We start from the raw sequence: 18,466 nt of genomic DNA, 5'->3' as shown, positions 1-18,466 counted from the left end.
TGTATTTAGTCGTTAAGCCAACTCGAATATTCCACATAATTATTGGCAATTCTATCAATTTCACCAGAGATTAATTCTCTGCTAATCTCCTTTACCTTTTTGGCAGGAACACCAGCGTATATACTTCCAGATTCTACAATAGTGTTCTTGGTAACCACAGCACCAGCAGCAATGATGCTATTGCTTTCTATTATACAGTCGTCCATAATAATACTTCCCATGCCAACGAGTACATTATTGTTAATAGTGCAGCCATGAACAATCGCATTGTGTCCGATAGAAACATTATTACCAATGGTTGTCGGTGATTTAAGATATGTAGCATGGATCACTGCTCCATCTTGGATATTTACCTTGTTTCCTATTTTTATGTAATGTACATCTCCTCTGATTACCGCGTTAAACCAAATACTGCATTGTTTGCCTATGGAAACATCTCCTACAATTGTAGCATTTTCTGCAACATAGCAGTCTTCAGGAATTTGAGGGTGTTTTCCTCTTACAGATTTTATAATGGGCATAGTTTATGGTATTATACGTTACGACTTTATTTTACCCATAAAGATAAAGTGAAATTAGGTGATATAAGAATCTAAGAAATAAAAAAAGAGCAGCACATGTGCTACTCTTTTGTATTCTCTTGTATGAAAAAATATCTATATATCTTCAGCGTCTCTTAAACCTTGAATGTATTCAGCTTTCTGAATTTCTCTTCTTCTTTTAACAGAAGGCTTTGCGAAATAACGGTTTTCTCTTAAGTTTTGCATAATTTGCACATTTCTGTGTTTACGCTTGTAACGCTTAAGTGCACGCTCTATATTTTCTCCTTCTTTGATTTCGATTTTAATCATTATATCGATATATTTTTGTTAACTATTTCTTGCAAATGGTCGGCAAATATATGCTAACTATTTGAAAATAAAAAATTAAATGAAATTTTTCAGTATTAATTTTTAAGTTTAAATGTTTTTACGCTGCTAAAGCTAATAAAAAGTACTATAATACCTTAATTATAAGGTGCTTTTACGTTCTTTCTTTTAGCCTAAATACGTCTTTAAAATTTTACTTTTACTTGCGTGTCTTAGTCTTCTAATACCTTTTTCTCTAATTTGTCTTACACGCTCGCGAGTTAAATCGTAAATACTTCCAATTTCTTCAAGTGTCATTGGAGGCTGATCTCCAATACCAAAATTTAAACGAATGACATCGCTCTCTTTTTGGGTTAAGGTTTCAAGCGCACGTTCCACTTCCGTGTTTAAAGACTCTTTCATCAAATCTTTATCAGGTCTTGGTGATTCTCCTGAACTTACAACATCATATAAACTAAAGGTTTCTCCGTCTTTTAATGGTGCATCCATAGAAAGGTGGCGACCAGAGTTTTTCATTGATTGTTTTACTTCACGAACGCTAATGTCTAATTCGCCAGCAATCTCATCTGCATTTGGAGGTCTTTGGTTTATTTGCTCTAAATGTGAAAAAGCTTTATTAATCTTATTAATGGTACCAATCTTATTTAATGGTAAACGAACTATACGAGACTGTTCTGCTAACGCTTGTAATATGGCTTGTCTAATCCACCATACAGCGTACGAAATAAATTTAAAACCTCTTGTTTCATCAAAACGTTTTGCAGCTTTAACCAATCCGGCATTACCTTCATTAATTAAATCAGGTAATTTTAAACCTTGATTTTGATATTGTTTAGCAACCGAAACAACAAATCTTAAATTTGCGGTGGTTAGTTTGTCTAATGCAGCTTGATCACCTTTTCTTATTAATTGTGCTAATTCCACCTCTTCATCTGCAGTAATTAAAGGAATTTTACTGATATCCTGTAAATATTTATCTAACGATTTATCTTCTCTGTTAGTAACCTGCTTGGTGATTTTTAATTGCCTCATGTATCCTATTTGAAATTTAGTGAACCTTCAATGTAACCTAATTATTAAGAAAAGCAAATAAATCTGTAATTATTAACATAATTTGGGAAATTTTGTTTATTTTTTCAGTTCGTAAAATTATGATTTAGTAGAATCTGCGGCTTTTTTATTGTCACTGTTTTTCTTACCACTTAAGAGGCCGCCTAGGATATTACCCACTCCTTCCTTAACTTTATCTTCAGTAGTTTTAGTATTGCTATTGTCTTTTGTGGTGGTAGAATCTGTTTTTGTGCTTGTGTTAGTGTTTCCTCCTATTATTCCACTTAACAAATCATTAACCTTGTCTTTTCCTTTTCCTATTAATTTTTGCTTTTCAATTTCAATTAATTGTTGTGTTAAACTAGAAACCCCAGAAGTTAAATCAGTTTTTACATTAGGACTAGTAAATGTCCCACCGATATTAGCTGTGATAGGCACGGTTAGGTTATTAACTTCATCATCATTAATCTGACCGATTAAACGATTCACTTCACTACCTAAGTATTTAGCAGGTACTTGCAATACAGCATCGTAATTCATTGTATTTGAAAAACTATGTGATCCTGAAATTTCGATGGGAATATCTTTATAATTTATAGTAAATGGTTTTACAGAAACATTTCCGTTTTCAAAATTTAAATTGGTAACGATATCTTTTAAATCAATATTATCAAAATTCACAAAATCTAATTTGCTATTCAATGTGGATAATAATGGACTATTTTCAGTATTCACTTTATCTGTTAGGATTTTTGCAATAGCATTACCAGAAATTGTGGTTAAGTCTGGAGAAAAGCTACTATCTAAAAGCCCATTTATATCTATCGTAGAATTTAGTTTTCCTTGAAGTACTTTGGCAATAGGTGCTAAAGCTTTTAACATGTCTAAATCCTTGAAAGATTGTGAAATGTCAAAATTTTGCATTGCTAAACTCATGTCAAATGTTGGTTGAGTACCTTTAGTAGATACATTTCCAGAAAGTCCTAATTGACCATTAAATAGGTCTGTTGTCATATTTTTTAAGGTAGCCGTTTGGTCTTTTATTAGAAGTTCACCTTTTACATTTTTTAAGTTGAGATTATCATATATAACCGTTTTGGCATTTGCTGTTATGGTACAATCAAGAAAATCTGGAATTTTAAGTGTTTCACCTTCCGTTGTTGTAGTAGTTGGGGTGTCAGTTGCGGTTTCGTTTGACGCTACATCTTCAGATTCTGACATAAAATCTGAAATAGCAAACGTATTTGAGTTTAAGTTAAAATTACCCTCTAATTTTTTATCACTTAATAAGAAACCTAATAAATTATTAATTGTTCCAGTAGCAGAAAAATCACTTTGTCCTGTTAAGGCATCAAAACGATTTAAACTCACAGTGCCAGGTTTAAAGGCTAAGCTAGCTTCGTTAATTTGCACAGGGTTCGCCATATCTTCAGAAGAAAAGATAAAGTTCGAAATAGATACACTTCCAACATTTTTAATACGTTGGTAGGCATTAGTTTCGAGAGCATTCATATCAAAAGAAGTACTTACGTTACCTTTTAAGATACCACTGAGTTCGCTATCAAGCTCAACAGGATAGGCTTTTGTAATGTTAGCTAAATTTAATACACCATCCAATTTTGCCGAAATGAGCATATTTTGAGTGAGATTTTTAATTGAAGCTTCAGATTTAAAAATATCTTCATCAACCTGAAAATTCAATTTATCAATATTTACATAGGTGTCGTCAACATTTCCTGTGGTATTTTTTACAGAAGCATCGATAGCTATATTTTTTACACTCTTAGGGAGGTCTGGATATTTAAATGAGGCATTGTTAGAATTTAAACGGATGTCTAGTGTTGGAATCGTTTCTTCTGAAACCAAACCTTTAACTATGCCATTAACAGTAAAGTTCCCTGTAGTACTTACATTTTCAATATCCTTGGTGTAAGCTTTAGGAATCACAGCCAAGAAATCTTTAAAAGTAGCTCCTGGGTTTTTAAATGTGATATCAATGTTTTGGCCAGCTTCAACCAATTGTATAAAGCCATCGAACTCTAAAGGCAGAGCGTTAATGTAAGCCTTGTTTTCTTTAAATGTATATTTCTGTTGATCTAAATCTAAGTCTATTAGAGCATCTAGCTTAATACTATTATTACTAAAGTACTCTGTGCTATCCATAGCAAAAGTAACATTAGCTTCAGTATTAGTATCAAGTTGAGATGTGTTACCAGAAAATAGACCTGTACCGTTGTGATTAATTTCGGTTAAATAAAACTTTAAGTTAGACGTGTCGTCAATATAGGTAAAGGCACTATTATTAAGTTCGTAATGCTCTATATCGAAACTAAAGCCTCCAGAGCTTTCTGTTTCCTCTGGTGTAGTAGTGGTGTCGCTTTCTTTTACAATATCGTAATTAGATGTTCCTGTTTTATTGGTTTTTATAACAAGAAGTAATTCATCTGCTATAATCTCAGTGATTTCTAAAGGGTCTTCTGTGCTATTTAATAATTGCATCATGCCCATTTCAAAAGATAAAGACTTTGCAGTAGCTAAAGTTTCTCCTTTAAACGGAGCACGGTTAGTGATTTTTAAATTCTCAACACTTACTTCGGCTTTTGGAAAACTACTAATGAGACTTAAACTAATATCGTCAAAGGATAAATCAGCATCTAGGTTTTCGTCGGCATAATTTTGAACGATGGTGTCTATTTTAGACTCTAATACAAATGGAATAGCAATAAGAATCGCTATAAAAATAAGCACTACAATTCCAATGATTTTTAAAAATTTCTTCATAAGGTTTAGTTCTGTTTTGGTAACAACATAATATATACGCAAAATTCTGCATAAAAGTTGCTAATACCACCAAGTTTAAGAAGATTTTAATGTTTTGTTTAGTTGTTATAATAAATTTATTTCCTCATTTAATCGAAGCTTAAAGCGTTTCTTAAAAAGGAATACTCCAAGATATAAAAATGGAGTGTCAATGATTGCGATGATAACTTTGAATAAAAAACCGCTAATAAGTAAACCTTTAAAATTAGCCCAATCTATAATTCCAAAAGAACAAAGCAAAAACACAATAGTAAACGTGTCTATAAATTGAGAAAACCAAGTGGAAAAATTATTACGTAACCACAAATGTTTGCCTTTAGTAAGGCGTTTCCAAAAATGATAGATCTGAATATCTATAAATTGTGCAAATAGATAAGTTAGCATACTTGCAAAAACCGCTACGGTAGAATTACCAAAAACGGTGTCAAATAAACTGTCGTTAACAGGCGACCAAGATGTTGCAGGTACAGACGAAGCCGTGTAAATAATTAATAAGGAGAATAAGGAAGCGAAAATTCCGAAAACAACAATATCATTGGCCCGTTTTTTACCATAAATCTCACTGATTAAGTCGGTAATAAGAAATGTAATAGGATAGGGTAAGATGCCTACGGAAATTTCAAATAATTTAGAACCAAAAATTTCGACATCTACAGGATACCAATAAAAAAATTTCTGAAAAATTAAATTAGAAACCACAAGCGATGTCATAAAAAGTGCACCGAGTAAAAAATAAATACGCTGAGCTAAAAGCTTGTCTTTTAATGACATTGAAAATGGTTAATAAATAGTTGTTGTAAAGATAAAGTAATAAAATTTGTTTTAGTTATTTTGTTGCTTCGATGAAACCTGTAAAAACCATTCACATAGCATTAGGAAGTAATAAGGGCAACAAATTGCAATTTTTGCAAGCTGCGGTAGATGCCATATTTGTAAACGTTGGTGTTATTAAAAAGATTTCTAAAGTGTATAAAACACCAGCCTTTGGCTTTGAAGGTGATGATTTTTACAATGCTTGTATTGCTGTAGAAACAGAATATAAGCCTAAAAAAGTATTGAAATTACTGCAAGATATAGAGCTTAAATTAGGCAGAGTATCAAAAACAACAACGGCTTATGAGTCGAGAGAGATTGACTTAGATATTTTGTTTTTTGAAGCGGAGGTTGTTGAGGAAAACAATTTAGTAATTCCGCATTCGCAACTTCAAAATAGAAAATTTGTATTGCAGCCACTTTTAGATATTGCTAAAGATTTTAAGCATCCTACTTTAAATAAAACGATTGAAGAATTAGATAGAGATTGTAAAGACACTTCTGAAATTGAACACGTTAATATTTGGCTTAAGAATCCAAGAAAAGCATATACTTTTAATAACTATAACTACTTAGCTATTGAAGGAAATATTGGTGCAGGAAAAACCAGTTTAGCAAATAAAATCTCTCGAGATTTTAATGCTAAATTGATATTAGAACGTTTTGCAGACAATCCGTTTTTGCCTAAGTTTTATAAAGCGCCAGAACGATATGCGTTTACTTTAGAAATGTCGTTTTTAGCCGATCGTTATCAGCAAATTTCAGACGATTTATCGCAACTCGATTTGTTTAAAGATTTTATGGTGAGTGATTACGACGTTAATAAGTCGTTAATATTCTCAAAAGTGACTCTGCCAGAAGACGAATTCAGACTCTATAGAAAGCTGTTTTATCAGGTGTATAAGGATATTGCAAAGCCAGACTTATACGTCTATCTTTATCAAAACACTGAAAGATTACAGGCTAATATTAAAAAAAGAGGTCGTAACTATGAAAAGAATATTAAAGACGATTACCTTGAGAAAATAAATACAGGTTATCTTGAATTTCTTAAAAGTCAGCCCAACATGAATGTAAAAATCATAGATGTTTCCGATAAAGACTTTGTTAAGAATCGTGAGGATTATTTGTGGTTACTCAATGAGATAAATAGTGCTGAAGTTGATGGTTGAGTTTGGTGTTTAATTCTTAAGGCACTTTAAAATTTTATAAGTTATAAAGTGTAGTGACAATGACTCCTTTATTAGTTCCTAAATTAATTGCTGTTAGTCGTGTTTCTTCTTCAATTTTTAAATTAAAAGGAGCTTTTAGCAAATTAACACCACTGTTTTTTTTAAGTCGTATGCCTTGACCAGAAATGATGTCTTTGTTCGCTTCAAAAGTGTCATTGGGTAAATGTTCGGTAAGTATAAGATATTTATAACGAGAAAGTTTTTTTACAATATTTTGAATTTCGGCATTAGATAAGTGTTGTAACACCTGTCTTAGAAAAACAACATCTGCTTTAGGAAGTTTGGCTTTTACAATATCTAAGCAGTGAAATTCTAAATTTTCATCTTTAAATAAAGTTTTATTTCTTTCAATAAGGTTGTCTACAATATCAATTGCGATATAGTGTTTAGTGAATTTGAGGAGTTGTTTTCCAATATTAAAATCACCACAACCTAAATCGCAAACCGTTAGTTGGTAATGATGAGATTTAAAAAAATCAATAACAGCGTCTACATAGGGTTGCGTAATTTTTTCATCATGAGAGCCAAAACCCGAATAAAAATCAAACTCTTTTCCTCCCCAAAGATGTAATTCGTAAATCTGACGCATGGCGTCTTTTGTTGGCCAAGGTGTTTTAATTTTCTTTTTCATGTTTTGGCATTCCTGTAACGGCAGGAATCTATTTGTCTTTGTTCTGTAATATTTGGATTCCTGATTTCGCAGGAATGACATTTTGAGTGAAAGTCTTCCCTTTGGAAAGATTTAGATGGGCTTTTTCATTTTACTAAAAACATCCCAAACTACAACACCACAACTAACTGAAATATTCAAAGAATGTTTGGTGCCATATTGAGGAATTTCTATAACTACATCACTTGCGTCAACGACCTTTTGGTCAACACCTTTTACCTCGTTACCAAATACAAAAGCGTATTTTTGATTTGGTTGAGGTATAAAAGCATTGAGCATTGTAGCATTTTCGGCTTGCTCAATAGCGCAAAGAGTGACATCTTCAGCTTTTAGTTTTGTGATAACGTCTAAGGTATTCTCTGCATATTCCCATGCTACAGTTTCTGTGCTGCCTAAGGCCGTTTTTCTAATGTCGTTATGAGGTGGCTGTGCCGTGATGCCGCAGAGGTATATTTTTTCAATTAAAAATGCATCACTTGTTCTAAAAACTGACCCAATGTTGTTTAAACTTCTAATATTATCTAAAATAATGATGATAGGTGATTTTTTAGCATCCTTAAATTCAGATACTTCTAACCGGTCTAATTCTTCGTTTTTTAGTTTTCTGCTTTTAGTATACTTCTGTGTCATCGAATATATTTGTCATTCCTGCGAAAGCAGGATTCTATTTGTTATCTAATGTCTTTACGGATTCCTGCATTACTCAATGATTCATATTTTCTTTAATGAATCTGTGAATCTTTAATTTTGCAGGATTCACAGCTTATTTCACTTATTAACACCTGTAAATAACTTCTAGTTCTTAAGCTTTATTAAGCCTCAAAATATAAGTAATTTAGCAAACTTGCAATTCTGAAATATTGTTAGGCAAAAGTATAATTTAAAACGCGATTACCATTGGCTAAGAAGGCAAAAAAAGTAACACCATTAATGAAACAGTATAATGCCATAAAGGTGAAATATCCTGATGCCCTTTTGCTGTTTAGAGTTGGCGATTTTTACGAAACTTTTGGAAGTGATGCGGTAAAGGCAGCCAAGATTTTAGATATAATTCTTACCAAGCGTGGTGCAGGTAGCGAGAGTGAAACTGAATTGGCCGGATTTCCACATCATTCCTTAAACACCTATTTGCCAAAATTAGTTAAAGCTGGTGAGCGTGTTGCTATTTGCGATCAGCTAGAAGATCCGAAACAAACTAAAACTATTGTAAAACGTGGAGTTACGGAATTGGTGACACCAGGAGTAGCGTTTAACGATGATATTTTGCATTCTAAATCTAACAATTTTTTAGCTGCAGTTTATTTTGAAAAGCAACGGATCGGAGTTTCTTTTTTAGATATTTCAACAGGTGAGTTTTTAACCTCTCAAGGAGACGCTGAATATATCGATAAATTACTTCAGAATTTTAATCCAAGTGAAGTCTTAATTTCTAAACAAAGCCGAAAAGTCTTTTCTGACACTTTTGGTACCGATTTTCATACCTTTTATTTAGAAGATTGGGTGTTTCAAGCCGATTATGCTCATGAAACCTTAACCAAGCATTTTAACACTAAAACTTTAAAAGGTTTCGGGATTGAAGATTTATATGAAGGGATTATTGCTTCGGGAGTTGTATTGCATTACTTAGGAGAAACTCGTCATAATAAGTTAGAACATATAGCTACTATTTCGCGAATAGCAACAGATGATTATGTATGGATGGATAAATTCACCATTCGCAATTTGGAGTTGTATCACTCCACCAATGCCAATGCGGTGACTTTAATTAATGTCATTGATAAGACCATTTCTGCTATGGGAGGACGCACATTAAAACGTTGGTTGGCCTTGCCTCTAAAACAGGCGGAAAAAATAAAGCAACGGCACGAAGTGGTAAATTATTTGTTAGAAAATGATTCCGTACTTCAAGAGATTCAAGGGCAAATAAAGCACATCGGAGATATTGAACGTCTTATTTCAAAAATCGCTACGACCAAGGTGAGTCCACGTGAAGTGATTCAACTTAAAAATTCGTTAGAAGCAATTGTGCCTATAAAAGCAACTGCAGAAACCTGTACCAATGAGGCTTTAAAAGTCCTTGGTGATAATTTGCACCGCTGCGATTTACTACGCCAGAAAATAAAGGAAACGCTAAATGAAGAAGCGCCAGTAAATGTTTTAAAAGGACATACCATTGCTAGTGGTTTTTCTGAAGAGTTAGATGAATTAAGAGGTTTATCTCAGTCTGGGAAAACGTATCTAGACAATATGCTGAAGCGTGAAAGTGAACGTACAGGAATTACGTCTCTTAAGATAGCTTCTAATAATGTGTTTGGGTATTATATTGAAGTTAGAAATTCTCATAAAGATAAAGTTCCTGAAGAATGGATACGTAAGCAGACTTTGGTGAATGCGGAGCGTTACATTACCGAAGAATTAAAAGAGTACGAAGCAAAAATTTTAGGCGCTGAAGAACGGATTTTAGCGATTGAACAAAAATTATTTGCAGAATTAGTGGCTTGGATGCATCAATTTATAATTTCGGTACAGCAAAATGCGCAACTTATAGGGCAACTAGATTGTTTGTGTGGGTTTGCAAGTTTAGCAAAGGCTAATAAGTATGTCTATCCGCAAATTGATGATAGTTTTGATTTAGCAATAAAAGGAGGCCGTCATCCCGTCATAGAAAAGCAATTGCCAATAGGTGAACCATATATTGCCAATGACGTGTTCTTAGATAGAGACACGCAACAAATTATTATGATTACAGGTCCTAATATGTCTGGTAAGTCAGCCATACTAAGACAAACCGCGTTAATTGTGTTGTTAGCGCAAATTGGAAGTTTTGTGCCAGCAGAAGAAGCACGAATTGGCTTAGTAGATAAAATATTCACCAGAGTAGGAGCTAGTGATAATATTTCTATGGGTGAATCTACTTTTATGGTAGAAATGAACGAAACGGCGTCTATTCTCAATAATATATCTGATCGAAGTTTAGTGTTGTTAGATGAAATAGGAAGAGGTACCAGTACCTATGATGGTATTTCTATTGCTTGGGCTATAAGTGAGTATTTACACGAGCATCCTTCTAAACCCAAAACATTATTTGCTACACATTACCATGAGTTAAATGAAATGACCGAAACATTTGGGCGTGTTAAAAATTTCAACGTTGCGGTAAAAGAATTAGAAGATAATGTGCTTTTTGTTCGTAAACTTGTTGAAGGTGGGAGTGAACATAGCTTTGGAATTCATGTTGCAAAAATGGCGGGAATGCCACAACAGGTCATTAGACGTGCCAATAAAATTTTAGCAAAATTAGAGAAGTCACATTCAAGTGAAGAGCTTACTGATAAGGTAAAAACGATTAAAGACGATTTACAATTAAGCTTCTTTAATCTCGATGATCCACTGTTAGAGGATATTAAGGACGAAATTTTGCACACAGATATCGATACATTAACACCTGTTGAGGCTTTAATGAAGCTCAATGAAATAAAGCGTATGTTACTTAAGAAAAAGCAGGCATAAATTTTTTTAAATTATTTTTAAAAAAGGCTTTGGTTTTAAGAATTAAATTTTAAATTTGCATCCGCTTTTAGGGCGAAAAGTTCTTTAAAACATTTGCGAAAGTAGCTCAGGGGTAGAGCATCACCTTGCCAAGGTGGAGGTCGTGGGTTCAAATCCCATCTTTCGCTCGATATAAAATATACCAATATTTAGTTACTGTCCGTAACTAAGATGCTGAAGTGGTGGAATTGGTAGACACGTTGGACTTAAAATCCAATGTCCATTAGGACGTACGGGTTCAAGTCCCGTCTTCAGTACAAAAGCCGAAAACGCAAGTTTTCGGCTTTTTTGTTATGTATACTTTTTCAAATTTAGATTTTAACGCGATAAATGCTTGAGGTTGGTTTAGTCATCCTGATAAATTTTTGTTCAGATCTATGTTTAGTCCTTATATTTATTAATTTTATCTTATAGCAATAGTTCAATTTTAGTAAAAAGCGTGTTTACAATATTTAAACACGCTTTTTCTATAATATAACTTTATGATGTTTTAATTTAGTGGTACCTAAATCATTATTAAATTACAATAGCGTAAAAATTGTATGCTATTTATGGATATGGCATACTAAAAATAGATAACGGTTGTAATTCAAAAGGTTTGTAATTGGCATGTGAAAGCTCTATCGTATCTTTCGCGTTAGAATAAAAAAGATAATATGACGACACTCAAAGAATTAGCGGCACTTTTAAATATATCAGTTTCAACAGTTTCAAAAGCTTTAAATGATAGTCATGAAATTAGTGAAAACACAAGAGTAAGAGTTAAGGAATTAGCAACGAAGCTAAACTATAAGCCTAATCGCATAGCACAACAACTAAAAACGAATAAGACTAAGATTATAGGAGTAATCCTTCCAACTGTAACTAATCCGTTTTTTGCAGAAGTGCTACATGGTATCGAAAAAACAGCAACTAATAATGATTACGATATTATTGTGTGTTTGTCTAATGAAACGTTGCATAAAGAAAAACGAAGTTTAGATTTACTGGCAAACGGTAGCGTTGATGGTTTTATAATTGCGGTCGCTAGAGAGAGCCAGGTAAAAGCACAAACCAAACATATTCAATCGGCTATTAATAGCAAATTACCAGTTTTAATGTTTGATAGAGTCGTAAAGGATATAGATTGTAATAAAGTTATAGTAGATGATTTTCAGTCTGTTTATGAAGCCACAGAACATTTAATCGTTACTGAAAAACGTAAAAATATTTTATTAGTAAGTAATATTGAAGAGCTCAGCGTTGGTCAACTTCGAATTGGAGGCTATACCAAAGCATTAGAAGATTATAATTTAGAATCCAACATTCTAAAATTAGATAATGCTGTTGATCTCGATGTTGAAAAGAAAATCTTTAACTATTTAGATGAAAACAAGTCTATTGATGCTATTCTGTCAATAGATCATGTTACAGGAATTGTGGCAATTAATATGGCTAAAAAATTAGGAAAAGAAATTCCAAAAGATTTATCAGTTGTTGGTTTTGGTTATGAACATACGCAAGTATTATCGAGTCCAAAAATCTCAATTATACATCAAAAAGCACATAAAATTGGTGAAATGTCCACTAAGTTGCTCATTGAAAATATTAAAGATGACACCCTAGAATTACAAACTATTGTAGTGCCAAGCGAGTTAAAACTAAGTGAATCACTGAAAAATAAATCCTAAAAATTAGACATAAAAAAAAGCTTGATGGATATCAAGCTTTTTTATTTTTTAAGTTGGTTTGTATTACATACCTTTTACTTTGTCTGCTGCTTTATTTACGGCATCGTTACCAGCTTTCTTAGCTGAGTCTACGGCGTCATTTCCTGCTTTTTTTGCACTATCAACAGCATCGTTAGCTGCATCTTTTACATCGTTAGCCATGTCATTAGCACCTTCTTTAGCGCTGTCAACCGCATCACCTGCAGCGTCTTTGGCATCATCCATTGCTTCACCGGCAGCGTTAGAAGCATCTTCCATTGCATCACCTGCATCATTAACCGTGTCTTCAATAGCTTCACCAGCTTCGTTTGCAGTGTCTTCAATGGCTTCACCAGCATCATTTAAAGCATCACCTGTAGTCTCAGTAGCATTTTCTACTGCATCGTTAGCCTTATCAGCAGTTTCTCTACAAGATGTAAATGATAATCCTAATACAGCAACTAGTGCTAAACTTAATACAACTTTTTTCATGTTATTTGTTTTAGTGTTAAATTATGTTAAAATACGAAAATAGTAATTTCAATGACATTCCATCATGTTTTATTAATTTATTCGTCGCATATCCTTGTTATATACGTATGTAGCTATGAATTTGGATCTTATTTAATGCGTTTTTTTAATTAAATACATTGTTAAAATTATACCATTTAAACTATGGCAGGTATAGAAAGTTTCTTGGAATTTAACTAAATGATAGATGCTCTATATTAATTTCCATACAGTATTATAGTTCACGAGATAAATAATTTTTGAAATTGTAGCCTATGTATGTAACTACGTTTTTAAAGTGTGTAGAAGTGTTCTTCAGGCGTAATTTAAAGTCCTAATTGTAACAAGTTATGACGCTATTCAACCATCAAAATGAATATATTTACCAAGAGAAACCATTAAAATAGATTTACCATGATTTCAAAACTACAGTATAAATATTCACTTTTTATTATCGTTCTATGCATTTCCATTTTAGGTGGTGCTCAAAATAATAGAAAGGAAAAGCAAATTATTAAAGCAGTTGATAACTACACCGCAAGTGCCATAGATTTAATTAAAGAATCTGTAAATATAAATAGTGGTACAATGAATTTTGAAGGTGTAAAAAATGTGGGACGTTTATTTCAAAAGGAATTAGATAAACTAGGTTTTAAAACAGTGTTAACAGATGGAGAGGAGTTTGGTAGAGCAGGACATTTAATGGCGACTAGAACAGGAAAAAAAGGACCTAAAATTTTAATGATAGGTCATTTAGATACCGTTTTTGAATTAGATAGTTCTTTTCAGGAATATAGTATGCTCAATGATTCTATTATGAAAGGACCTGGCGTGGCTGATATGAAAGGTGGTAATGTTATTATTATTTTAGCGATGCAGGCTTTAAAAGAAGCCGGACTTTTAGATGAAATGTCTATAGAAATTGTAATGACTGGAGATGAAGAAAAAAGTGGTACACCTTTAGCTTTGTCTAAAAAAGCTTTAATAGATGCAGCTAAACGAGCTGATATTGCTTTAGGCTTTGAAAATGGTGATAACAATCCCAAAACAATTGTGGTTTCGCGAAGAGGTTCTACAGATTGGCAATTAAAGGTTACGGGAAATTCTGCACACTCTTCTCAGGTTTTTACGGAAGCTACTGGTGTAGGAGCGATCTATGAAACTTCTAGAATTTTAAATGCATTTTATGAACAGTTAGCAAAAGAAAAGGATCTAACTTTTAACCCTGGATTTATAATTGGAGGTACAACGTTGCAACCCCATGAAGATGGCACAGGTGGGCACGCTTTTGGTAAGACCAATGTGGTTTCTCAACAAACTATTGTTCGCGGTGATCTAAGAGCAGTGTCTTTAGAACAGTTGCAAAAAGCGAAATCGACCATGCAAAATATTGTGTCTAATAATTACCCTAAAACTAAAGCCGAACTAACTTTCTCTTCAGGCGGCTATCCTCCGTTAACAAGAACAGAGGGTAATCTAACTTTATTAGGATATTACAATACCGTAAGTCAAGATTTGGGTTTTGGCTCTGTAACAGCTGTAAATCCTAGAAACGCAGGTGCCGCAGATATTTCATTTACCTCTGCTTATGTCGATATGGCTATTGACGGTATGGGGCTTACAGGAGGAGGAGGCGATCATACCATTAATGAAACAGGTGACTTAAATACAGTAGCTACACAAGCTAAAATAACAGCAGTGTTACTGTATCGCTTAGTAAATTCTAAATTTTAAAAATTACAAGTTTAAATAATTCATAATCTTATCGACAGCTCCAGTGTTAGATGTAATGTAAGTGCGCGTTATCTCACCTTGTTTTTTTCTTAATTTTTGATCTGTGAGTAATGCCTCTAAAATTGAGTCGAAGGCAGAGGAACTGGCTACACTAGTAACGCCACCTAACGATATAAGTACTTTAGCTTCAGGGAATTTGTTGTAATTTTTGCCAATAAGAATCGGAATTCCAAAGACAGCAGGCTCTAATATATTATGTAAGCCAGTTGTTCCGGCTCCGCCACCTACATAAGCAATATCGGCATAACTGTAGACTTTACTTAAATATCCGATAGTATCTAAAATAAAGACTTTATAATCGGCTAAATTTGAATTTTCATGCAATTCTGAATAACAAATTGTTTTTACTTGTAACTGATATTTTAATGAAGCTATGTAACTAGATTTAACATTATGAGGTGCAATTATAAATTTTACATCTGAATTTTTATAATTATTTATAAAATTCATAAATAGTTTGTCATCTTCAGGCCAAGTACTACCAAAGGCAATACACATCTTCTTATCTTTAAATGCTTCAATAAAAGAAACAGTATTATCTACTTTTAATTGATTTGAAACTCTATCAAACCTAGTGTCTCCTGACACAGAAACCTTATAATAATTAATCGTATTCAATAAAATTTTAGAATTGTCGTCTTGAGTGAAAATATGATTAAAAGAAAATAAAGCAGATTTAGTATAGCTTCCGTACCATTTAAAAAAAGAATGATCTCTTCTAAATACGGCAGATATTAATATGGCTTTTAAGTCGCGCTTTTTAAGTTCGTGTAGAACATTGGGCCAGATTTCATATTTTACAAACAAGGTATAGTCAGGATGTACCAAATCTAAAAAACGCTTGGCGTTGGCAGTTGTGTCTAAAGGCATATAGACAACGACATCTGCAATTTTTGCATTTTTTCTAATTTCAAATCCAGAAGGAGAAAAGAACGATATTACCACTTTGTAATTAGGTTGTTTTGCTACTAAGGCTTCAAATACAGGTAAGCCTTGTTCATATTCACCTAAAGAAGCACAATGAAACCAAAATGTTTTGTCGTGTGGTTTAATTGCGTTTTCAAGTTTAGTAAAGGTCTGCTTTCTGCCCAATACACCTTGTTTCAATTTAGAATTGAAGAGGGCAGCAATCTTAATAATAAAACTGGCTAAATAGATTCCTATGGAATAGAGTCCTTTCAAAAACAAAGTTTTGTGCTAAAATACATTTCTTTCAATTAATTGCGTTGTCATAGCGCTTACAATTTTGTATTTTCGCTAACAGCATTACGCTTTTATATATATACACTAAAAGAATGAAAAAAATACAAATGGTTGACCTTCAAAGTCAATATGCCAAAATTAAAGATTTAGTAGATCCTTCGATTCAAGAAGTGATGGATAACGCTTCGTTTATTAATGGACCGAGGGTACACGAATTTCAAAAAAATCTTGAAAATTACTTAGGAGTTAAACACGTTATTCCTTGTGCCAACGGCACAGACGCCTTACAAATTGCAATGATGGGTTTGGGTTTAAAACCTGGAGATGAGGTTATCACTGCAGATTTTACATTTGCAGCTACTGTTGAGGTTATTGCATTATTACAATTAACTCCAGTTTTAGTAGATGTTGATCCTGTGACGTTTAATATCGATGTAAATGCCATAAAAAAAGCGATTACCCCAAAAACAAAAGCTATTGTTCCTGTGCATTTGTTTGGGCTTCCTGCTGATATGGATGCTATTATGGAGCTAGCAAAAGAACATAATTTATTTGTTATTGAAGATAATGCGCAAGCAATAGGCGCAAGTTATACCCATAAAGATGGTACTAAAACAAAAACAGGAGCCATTGGAGATGTGGCATCAACGTCATTTTTCCCCTCAAAAAATTTAGGATGTTATGGTGACGGTGGAGCTATTTTTACAAATGACGATGATTTAGCACATACCATCAGAGGTATTGTAAATCACGGAATGTACAAACGTTATCATCATGATGTGGTTGGGGTAAACTCTCGCTTGGATTCTATTCAAGCTGCTGTCTTAGATGCTAAATTACCGCATTTAGATACTTATAATAAGGCAAGACGCACTGCAGCAAAAAAGTATAATGAAGCTTTTAAAAATCACCCTAATATAGTAACACCAACGGGTTTAGGCGTTAACGATGCTGACGATTTTCACGTATTTCATCAATATACGCTAAATTTAAAAGCTGTAGATAGAGATGCGCTAGTAGCTCATTTGCAGTCTAAAAATATTCCATGTGGCGTTTATTATCCAATTCCGTTACACAGACAAAGAGCATATATGGATGATCGTTATGATGAAGCGGATTTTGAGGTGACCAACGCATTAATACAATCGGTTATTTCGCTTCCAATGCATACCGAATTAGAAGACGAACAAATTTCTTACATTACGAGTACAATATTAAATTTTATAGCATCACACAAATAATATGAAAGTTTTAGTAACAGGAGGTTTAGGTTTTATTGGGTCGCATACCGTTGTAGAATTACAAAATGAAGGTTATGAGGTCGTTATTATAGATAATTTATCTAACTCTTCGGTTGAGGTTTTAGAGGGTATCACTGCAATAACAAATAAGAAGCCTCATTTTGAAAAAATAGATTTACGCGTTAAGGCAGATGTTCAAGATTTCTTTAAACGTCATAACGATATTGTTGGTGTTATTCACTTTGCCGCAAGTAAGGCTGTAGGAGAAAGCGTGGCAGAGCCATTAATGTATTATGAAAATAATATTACGACGTTAGTGTATATGCTTCAAGAGTTAAGTGGATTGAGTAAAAAGAATTTTATTTTTAGCTCATCGTGTACAGTGTATGGCCAAGCAGATGAGCTGCCAATTACAGAAAATGCTCCGGTAAAACCAGCTGAATCTCCTTATGGAAATACAAAACAGGTTGGTGAAGAAATCATTAGAGATACTTGCAGAGTAAATGGAGACATTAAAGCCATTGCGTTGCGTTATTTTAATCCGATTGGTGCACATAGCTCAACTGAAATCGGAGAATTACCTATAGGAGTGCCTCAAAATTTAGTACCTTACATTACACAAACAGCTATAGGTATACGAGAACAGCTTTCCGTATTTGGTGGTGATTATCCTACGTCTGATGGTACATGTGTAAGAGATTATATTCATGTCGTGGACTTAGCAAAAGCACATGTTGTGGCTTTACAGCGTCTTATAGATGGTAAAAATGATTCTAATTTTGAGTTTTTTAACCTCGGAACCGGAACCGGAAGTACAGTTTTGCAAGCCGTTCAGTCTTTTGAAAGGGTTTCAGGGAAATCCTTAAATTACAAAATTGTAGATCGACGAGAAGGTGATGTTGTTGCTGCCTACGCAGAAACCTCTAAAGCGAATGATGTTTTAGGCTGGAAAACAACATTAACTTTAGACGATGCTATGGATTCGGCTTGGAAGTGGGAGCAAAAAATTAGGAAGAAATAAACTGAT

15 protein-coding genes and 2 tRNA genes are annotated in these 18,466 nt (G+C 33.4%); 8 read left to right on the top strand and 9 right to left on the bottom strand.

All coding sequences use genetic code 11. From position 1 onward, the window contains the following. Nucleotides 1–5 precede the first annotated feature (5 nt). From C8N41_RS00710 to C8N41_RS00690, 5 genes are all read right to left on the bottom strand, one after another. On the bottom strand, nucleotides 6–521 hold the full coding sequence (locus tag C8N41_RS00710) for a gamma carbonic anhydrase family protein (protein ID WP_115837764.1): 516 nt from the start codon (nucleotides 519–521) through the stop codon (nucleotides 6–8). A gap of 135 nt (nucleotides 522–656) precedes the next feature. Then, complete coding sequence (rpsU, locus tag C8N41_RS00705; protein WP_092446595.1) at nucleotides 657–851, bottom strand: 30S ribosomal protein S21; 195 nt, start codon at nucleotides 849–851, stop codon at nucleotides 657–659. A gap of 186 nt (nucleotides 852–1,037) precedes the next feature. Then, nucleotides 1,038–1,901 carry a sigma-70 family RNA polymerase sigma factor gene (locus C8N41_RS00700; protein ID WP_092446596.1) on the bottom strand — a complete coding sequence of 288 codons (864 nt, stop codon included), beginning with the start codon at nucleotides 1,899–1,901 and terminating at the stop codon, nucleotides 1,038–1,040. Nucleotides 1,902–2,018: 117 nt separating this feature from the next. Continuing rightward, nucleotides 2,019–4,700, bottom strand: coding sequence for an AsmA-like C-terminal region-containing protein (locus C8N41_RS00695; protein ID WP_115838752.1), 2,682 nt, complete (start codon nucleotides 4,698–4,700; stop codon nucleotides 2,019–2,021). Nucleotides 4,701–4,805: 105 nt separating this feature from the next. Then, on the bottom strand, nucleotides 4,806–5,510 hold the full coding sequence (locus C8N41_RS00690) for a queuosine precursor transporter (RefSeq protein ID WP_092446598.1): 705 nt from the start codon (nucleotides 5,508–5,510) through the stop codon (nucleotides 4,806–4,808). A 71-nt stretch (nucleotides 5,511–5,581) separates the two neighbouring features. On the opposite strand from C8N41_RS00690, the gene folK reads away from it, so the two are divergent. Next, a complete protein-coding gene (gene folK, locus C8N41_RS00685) occupies nucleotides 5,582–6,724 on the top strand; it encodes a 2-amino-4-hydroxy-6-hydroxymethyldihydropteridine diphosphokinase (protein ID WP_115837762.1) in 1,143 nt (380 codons plus the stop codon). Between the two features lie 34 nt (nucleotides 6,725–6,758). On the opposite strand, the gene C8N41_RS00680 is transcribed toward folK, so the two are convergent. Both C8N41_RS00680 and C8N41_RS00675 read right to left on the bottom strand, forming a co-directional pair. Next, entirely contained in the window at nucleotides 6,759–7,415 is a 657-nt protein-coding gene (locus C8N41_RS00680) for a class I SAM-dependent methyltransferase (protein ID WP_115837760.1), read from the bottom strand. Nucleotides 7,416–7,526: 111 nt separating this feature from the next. Next, nucleotides 7,527–8,084 (bottom strand): RNA methyltransferase, encoded by a 558-nt coding sequence (locus C8N41_RS00675; protein ID WP_092446601.1) that lies wholly within the window; start codon nucleotides 8,082–8,084, stop codon nucleotides 7,527–7,529. 267 nt (nucleotides 8,085–8,351) lie between these two features. Here C8N41_RS00675 and mutS point away from each other — a divergent pair, with 267 nt between their 5' ends. From mutS to C8N41_RS00655, 4 genes are all read left to right on the top strand, one after another. Then, nucleotides 8,352–10,964 carry a DNA mismatch repair protein MutS gene (gene mutS, locus C8N41_RS00670; protein WP_115837758.1) on the top strand — a complete coding sequence of 871 codons (2,613 nt, stop codon included), beginning with the start codon at nucleotides 8,352–8,354 and terminating at the stop codon, nucleotides 10,962–10,964. A 95-nt stretch (nucleotides 10,965–11,059) separates the two neighbouring features. Continuing rightward, a tRNA-Gly gene (locus tag C8N41_RS00665) sits at nucleotides 11,060–11,131 on the top strand. A gap of 45 nt (nucleotides 11,132–11,176) precedes the next feature. Then, a tRNA-Leu gene (locus C8N41_RS00660) sits at nucleotides 11,177–11,260 on the top strand. Nucleotides 11,261–11,659: 399 nt separating this feature from the next. Next, entirely contained in the window at nucleotides 11,660–12,673 is a 1,014-nt protein-coding gene (locus tag C8N41_RS00655; protein ID WP_115837756.1) for a LacI family DNA-binding transcriptional regulator, read from the top strand. Between the two features lie 63 nt (nucleotides 12,674–12,736). Here the strand turns inward: C8N41_RS00655 and C8N41_RS00650 are convergent, their stop codons facing one another. Continuing rightward, a complete protein-coding gene (locus C8N41_RS00650) occupies nucleotides 12,737–13,183 on the bottom strand; it encodes a hypothetical protein (RefSeq protein WP_115837754.1) in 447 nt (148 codons plus the stop codon). Between the two features lie 432 nt (nucleotides 13,184–13,615). On the opposite strand from C8N41_RS00650, the gene C8N41_RS00645 reads away from it, so the two are divergent. Continuing rightward, nucleotides 13,616–14,935 carry a M20/M25/M40 family metallo-hydrolase gene (locus tag C8N41_RS00645; protein ID WP_211318175.1) on the top strand — a complete coding sequence of 440 codons (1,320 nt, stop codon included), beginning with the start codon at nucleotides 13,616–13,618 and terminating at the stop codon, nucleotides 14,933–14,935. Between the two features lie 3 nt (nucleotides 14,936–14,938). Here the strand turns inward: C8N41_RS00645 and C8N41_RS00640 are convergent, their stop codons facing one another. Continuing rightward, nucleotides 14,939–16,177 carry a 3-deoxy-D-manno-octulosonic acid transferase gene (locus C8N41_RS00640; protein WP_170137067.1) on the bottom strand — a complete coding sequence of 413 codons (1,239 nt, stop codon included), beginning with the start codon at nucleotides 16,175–16,177 and terminating at the stop codon, nucleotides 14,939–14,941. Between the two features lie 113 nt (nucleotides 16,178–16,290). Here C8N41_RS00640 and C8N41_RS00635 point away from each other — a divergent pair, with 113 nt between their 5' ends. Further along, entirely contained in the window at nucleotides 16,291–17,439 is a 1,149-nt protein-coding gene (locus C8N41_RS00635; RefSeq protein WP_115837750.1) for a DegT/DnrJ/EryC1/StrS family aminotransferase, read from the top strand. 1 nt (nucleotide 17,440) lies between these two features. Further along, nucleotides 17,441–18,460, top strand: a complete 1,020-nt coding sequence (gene galE, locus C8N41_RS00630; protein ID WP_092446607.1) for a UDP-glucose 4-epimerase GalE — start codon at nucleotides 17,441–17,443, stop codon at nucleotides 18,458–18,460. Nucleotides 18,461–18,466 lie beyond the last annotated feature (6 nt).

It is taken from the genome of Winogradskyella sediminis, from assembly GCF_003387355.1.
Lineage (GTDB): Bacteria > Bacteroidota > Bacteroidia > Flavobacteriales > Flavobacteriaceae > Winogradskyella > Winogradskyella sediminis.
This window is presented reverse-complemented; position numbering and strand designations above follow the sequence as displayed.